This window comes from Streptomyces lancefieldiae, assembly GCF_031845825.1.
In the GTDB taxonomy this organism is placed as follows: domain Bacteria; phylum Actinomycetota; class Actinomycetes; order Streptomycetales; family Streptomycetaceae; genus Streptomyces; species Streptomyces lancefieldiae.
Window position 1 is genome coordinate 60213 of record NZ_JAVRFH010000043.1, and the last position, 6230, is coordinate 66442.

The following is a 6230-nucleotide window of genomic DNA, read 5'->3' on the forward strand; positions in this document are numbered from 1 at the left end:
CTGGAGGACAACGCCCGTGAGCCCATCGCCGTCGTGGGGATGAGCTGCCGGCTGCCCGGCGGGGTGACCACCCCCGAGAGCCTGTGGGAACTGGTCGACTCCGGCGCCGACGCCGTCTCGCCGTTCCCCGACGACCGGGGCTGGGACCTGGACGCGCTCCACCACCCGGAGTCGGGAGCCGTCCACTCCCGCGAGGGCGGATTCCTCCACGACAGCGCCGACTTCGACGCGGAGTTCTTCGGCATCAGCCCGCGCGAGGCCCTGGCCATGGACCCGCAGCAGCGGCTCCTGCTGGAGACCTCCTGGGAGGTGTTCGAGCGGGCCGGCATCGACCCGGCCTCCGCCCGCGGCTCGCGCACCGGGGTGTACGCGGGTGTCATGTATCACGACTACGGCGCCCGGCTGAACGAGATCCCGCCGGGTCTGGAGGGCTACCTGGTCAACGGCAGCGCGGGCAGCATCGCCTCGGGCCGGGTGGCCTACACCCTCGGGCTGGAGGGTCCCGCCGTCACCGTCGACACGGCCTGCTCCTCGTCACTGGTCGCCGTGCACCTGGCGGCGCAGGCGCTGCGGCAGCGGGAGTGCGACATGGCGCTCGCGGGCGGCGCGACCGTCCTGTCCACCCCCGACCTGTTCGTCGACTTCGCGCGACTGGGCGGCCTGGCCTCCGACGGGCGCTGCAAGGCGTTCTCCGACGCGGCCGACGGCACCAGCTTCGCCGAGGGCGCCGGAATGCTGCTCCTGATGCGCCTGTCGGACGCGGTGGACAAGGGCCACACCGTACTGGCGGTCATCCGCGGCTCCGCCGTCAACCAGGACGGTGCCAGCAACGGCCTGACGGCCCCCAACGGCCTCGCCCAGCAGCGGGTGATCCGCGAAGCGCTCGCCAACGCGGACCTGGGCCCCGACCAGATCGACGCGGTGGAGGCCCACGGCACCGGAACCCGGCTCGGCGACCCCATCGAGGCACAGGCCCTGCTGCACGCGTACGGCACGAGTCGCAGCCCCGAACGGCCGCTGTGGCTCGGCTCGCTGAAGTCCAACATCGGCCACACCCAGGCCGCTGCCGGCGTGGCCGGAATCATCAAGACGGTACTGGCGATGCGCCACGGACGGCTGCCCCGCACCCTGCACGTCACCCGTCCCTCCAGCCGGGTGGACTGGTCGGCGGGCGCGGTGGAACTGCTCGTGCAGGCACAGGACTGGCCCGGCCAGGGGGACGCCCCGCGCCGCGCCGGCGTGTCCTCCTTCGGCGCCAGCGGCACCAACGCACACCTGATCCTGGAGGGCGTCCCGGACGGCGACGACACGGCGGCGGAGCGCGAACCGTCCACCGGCGGCGGCGCCTGGCCGCTCTCGGGCCGGACCGAAGCGGCGCTGCGAGCCCAGGCCCGGAGACTCCACGACCATCTCACCGCCCGCCCCCACGTGTCACCCGCCGCGGTCGGGCGGACACTGGCCCGCTCCCGCACGCCGTTCGAGCACCGGGCCGTCGTCCTCGGACAGGACACCGCCGCCCTCCTGAGCGGCCTCACGGAGCTGGCGTCCGGCGCGGCGCACGGACCCGGGGTGATCACCGGCCGGGCCGCACGCGGACGCCGTACCGCCCTGCTCTTCACCGGGCAGGGCAGCCAGCGGCCGGGCGCCGGACGCCGGCTCTACGAGCGGTACGAGGTGTTCGCCCGCGTCCTGGACGAGACGGCCGCGGAACTCGACCGGTACCTGGACCGCCCGCTGCGCGAGGTGATGTTCGCGGAACCGGGCAGCGCGACGGCCGGCCTCCTCGACCGCACCGAGTACACCCAGCCCGCGCTGTTCGCCCTGGAAGTCGCCCTCTTCGAGCTGGTGAGTGCGTGGGGCCTGCGCCCCGACGCACTCCTGGGTCACTCGGTCGGCGAACTGGCCGCCGCCCACGCCGCCGGAGTGTTCACCCTGCCCGACGCCGCCCGCCTGGTGACGGCGCGGGGCCGGCTGATGGGCGAGCTGCCGGCCGGTGGCGCGATGGCGGCGATCCAGGCCGGCGGCGCGGAGATCGAGGAGACGATCACGGCGCTCACGGCCCGTGGGCCGGCGCGCGTCGCCGTCGCCGCACTCAACGGGCCCGACGCCACCGTGATCTCGGGCGACGAGGACGCGGTCGCCGAACTCGCCGCACTGTGGCGGGAGCGGGGCCGCCGCACCAAGGTGCTGCCCGTCAGCCACGCCTTCCACTCGCCGCACATGGACGCCGCACTGGAACCGTTCGCCGGGATCGCGCGCCACGTCTCCTACGCCGAGCCGCGCATCCCGGTGGTCTCCAATCTGACCGGCGAGGTCGCGTCGGCCGCGATCCTGTGCACCCCGGAGTACTGGGTGCGCCACGCGCGCGAGGCCGTGCGCTTCAACGACGGCTTCCGCACCCTGCGCGACCAGGGGATCGACACCTTCGTCGAACTGGGACCGGACGGCGTGCTGTCCGCCCTGGGACGCGACTGCCTGCGCGAAGAGGAACCAGACGCCCCGCACCAGGGCGGCTCGACGGACCGTGACACGGCCGGTTCCCCCGCCGACGGGCAGGAGCGTCCCGTGCTGATGGTGCCGCTGCTGCGCCGGGACCGCGACGAGACGACCACCTGCCTCGGGGCCCTGGCCACCGTCCACACCCACGGCGTTCCCGTCGACCTCGCGGCCGTGCACGGTGACGGCGGCGGGCCCGCCGTCGATCTCCCCACCTACGCCTTCCAGCGCACGCGCTACTGGCTGGACGTCCCGGCCCCCGCCGCCGGCCTCACCGCCACCGGTCTGGAGCCGGCGGACCAGCCCCTGCTCCCGGCCGCCATCGACCTGCCCGACGGGGAAGGCACCGTACGGACCGGGCTGCTCTCCGTCCGCACCCACCCGTGGCTCGCCGACCACCGCGTCCAGAACCGCATCGTGGTACCCGGAGCGGCCCTCCTGGACATCGCCGCCTGGGCGGGCATCGAAGCGGGCTGCCCCCGGGTCGCCGAGCTGACCTTCGCCACGCCCCTCGTACTGCCCGAGAGCGGAGAGGGGGTCCGGCTGCGCGTGACGCTGAGCGGCCCCGACGCGGAAGGCATCCGTACGATACGCGTCGACTCCCGGCCCGCCGACGCCGCTCGGGCGGCCGACGCCCCCTCCGACTGGACCCGGCACGCGTCCGGCACCCTCGCCCCCGGAACCGAGGAGGCCGGTGACGGCGCCGACGTGCCGGCGGAACTGCTCGGCGTCTGGCCCCCGGCCGACGCGACCCCGGTGGCCATCGACGCGGCCGCCGTCGCGGCCGAGTACCGGCGCCTCGCGGACGCGGGCGTGACGTACGGCCCCGTGTTCCGTGGACTGCACGCCGTCTGGCGGCGCGGCGAAGAGGTCTTCGCCGAGGTCCGGCTCCCCGGCCAGGCAGCCGCCGACGCCTCGCGGTACGGCATGCACCCGGCCCTGCTGGACGCTCTTGCGCACGCCACCGGGTTCGGCGAGCAGTTCACCGAGGCCCACGGCCTGCTGCCGTTCTCGTGGAGCGACGTCCGGATCCATGTCCGCGGCACCGACTCCCTGCGCGTACGGATCGCCCCGGCGGGACCCGACGCCGTGACCGTCGCGGCGGCCGACCCGGCGGGCCGCCCGGTCCTCGCCGCCCGCACACTCACGCTGCGCCCTCTCCCGGCGAACCAGTTCCGGAGTCCGCAGGCGGGGAGCACACCGTTGTACCGACTGGAGTGGACGTCGGCCTCCGCTCCGGTGACCGGGCACTCCGGTCCCAGGCAGGCGGCAGCGGAGTGGGGCGTCCTCGGCGATCCCGGCCAGACCCTCCTCGAGGGCGTACGCGACGGAGCACAGGCACCCGTACGGACCTATGACGGTCTGGACGCCCTCGCGGCCTCCGACACGCCCCTGCCCGACCACGTCCTGGTGGAGCTCGGCCACGACGGGGACGATCTCGCCGCAGGCGCCCACGACCTGGCCGAACGTGCGCTGGCCGTGGTGCAGGGCTGGCTCGCCCACGCCCGCTTCACCGACGCACGACTGGTCGTGCTGACGCACGGGGCGGTGGCGGCCGGCACCAGTGCGGTCCGCCCGGCCGCAGCCGTCGCCTGGGGACTGCTGCGCAGCGCACAGTCCGAGCACCCGGGCCGCTTCGTACTGGTCGACGCGGACCCGTCCGACCCGGCTGCCTCGTACCGCTCCCTGTCGCGGGCCGTCACCTCGGGGGCCTCCCAACTCGCCCTGCGCGGCGACGAGATCCTCGTACCCCGACTCACCCACGGAGCGAACGGGCAGGGAGCTGCCGCCGATCGCCTCGGTGACGCCACCGAGCCGGAAGCGGGCGCAGCCCTGCGGCCCGTCCCGTCCGGGAACCTTTCCGGCCCCTGGCGCGCGGACGGCACCGTGCTCGTCACGGGCGGAACCGGAACGCTCGGCAAGACCGTGGCCCGGCATCTCGTGACCGAGCACGGCGTCCGGCACCTCGTACTGGCCGGCCGGCGCGGGGCGGACGCCCCGGGCGCGGCCGGGCTGGCCGCCGAACTGACCGCCTTGGGCGCCGCCGTGAACATCGTCCGCTGCGACGCCGCCGACCGCTCGGCGCTCGAAAGCGTCCTGGCCGCCGTCCCCGCCGCGCACCCGCTCACCGCTGTCGTGCACACCGCCGGTGTGCTGGACGACGGCATCGTCACCGCGCAGACCCCCCAACGGGTCTCGGCAGTCCTGCGGGCCAAGGCGGACGCGGTCACCCACCTGCACGAACTGACCCGTGAACTGGACCTGTCCGCCTTCGTCGTCTTCTCGTCGGCTGCGGGAACCCTCGGCAGTCCCGGCCAGTCCGGTTACGCGGCCGCCAACAGCTTCCTCGACGCGTTCGCCGCCTGGCGGCGAGCGCAGGGCCTGCCCGCCGTATCCCTGGCCTGGGGCCTGTGGGGCGACGGCGGTGACGGGGACGGCGGTGGCGCCGGGGCCGACGGCATGGGAGCGAGCCTGGCCGCCGCCGACCTCGCACGGCTGCGCCGTTCCGGCATCCTGCCCCTCGACCCCGCCGAGGCACTGGAACTGTTCGACGAGGCCTGCGACCCCTCCAGGACCGAGTCCGTGTTGCTGCCGATCCGCCTCGACCTGAACGGCCTGCGTGCTCGGTCGGCCCGCGGCACCGTACACGCAGGCGTGGTACCCGAAGTGCTGCACGCCCTGGTGCCCCCGTCCGCCGGTGCCAGCCCCTCGTCCGGTGCGGGCACGCCGGACCCTGCGGCGGGCCAGGAGCCCCCGACCACGGCCGCGGCATCCGGCACCCTGGCCGAACGGCTCGCCGGGAAGCCGCGCGGCGAGCGGCTCGCCGCCATCAGGGAGCTCGTGCGCACCGAGATCGCCTCGGTGCTCGGGCACGCGGACGCCCAACGCGTCCAACTCCAGTTCTCCTTCAAGGAAGCCGGATTCGACTCCCTCACCGCCGTCGAACTCCGCAACCGGCTCACCGCCGTCACCGGAACGAGGCTTCCCGCCACGCTGGTCTTCGACCATCCGACGCCGGCGGCGCTCGTCGACCACCTGGAACAGGAACTGCCGAAGGGCGGCCAGGAACTTCCCGCGGACGTCCCGGCCGTTCTGGAGGCACTCGACCGGATCCGGGACGGACTGGCCGCCGCTGTCACCGACGACAACGGCCGCGCCCACGTCACGGAACGCCTTCAGGAGCTGCTCGGCACGCTCGCCCCGCCGGTGGCCGGCGTTCGCCCGGGCAACGGCTCGAACGGTCACGACGGGCAGGGCCCCGATGAGCTGTCGGTCGGCGAACGCCTCGCCGCCAGCACCGACGACGAGCTCTTCGACCTCTTCGACAGCGACTTCCGATCGATGTAGCCCAGAGCCCGCTTGCCGCCACTGCTCTCCCGCCCGCGCCGCCCGCCCCACACCCCAGGAGAACAGCACCATGTCTTCCGAAACGCCTGCCACCAACGAAGAAAAGCTCCGCGTCTACCTCCGCCGCGCCATGACCGACCTGCACGAGGCCCGCGAGCAGATCCGCCGGACCGAGTCGGCCAGGCACGAGCCGATTGCGATCGTGGGGATGGGGTGCCGGTTCCCGGGCGGGGTGTCGTCGCCGGAGGGGTTGTGGGATCTGGTGGCGTCGGGGGTGGACGCGGTCTCCCCGTTCCCGACCGATCGGGGTTGGGATGTGGCGGGGTTGTTCGATCCGGAGCCGGGTGTGCCCGGGCGTACGTATGTGCGTGAGGGTGGGTTCCTGC

At 74.4% G+C, this 6230-nt stretch carries 2 protein-coding genes; both read left to right on the forward strand.

Going from position 1 to position 6230, the window contains the following annotated elements:
* The first annotated feature begins 24 nt into the window (after window positions 1-24).
* Complete coding sequence (locus tag RM812_RS31210) at window positions 25-5844, forward strand: SDR family NAD(P)-dependent oxidoreductase (protein WP_449657851.1); 5820 nt, start codon at window positions 25-27, stop codon at window positions 5842-5844.
* A gap of 70 nt (window positions 5845-5914) precedes the next feature.
* Window positions 5915-6230, forward strand: a 316-nt coding sequence (locus tag RM812_RS31215; protein ID WP_311580016.1) for a beta-ketoacyl synthase N-terminal-like domain-containing protein, incomplete at its 3' end; no start/stop codon positions are given.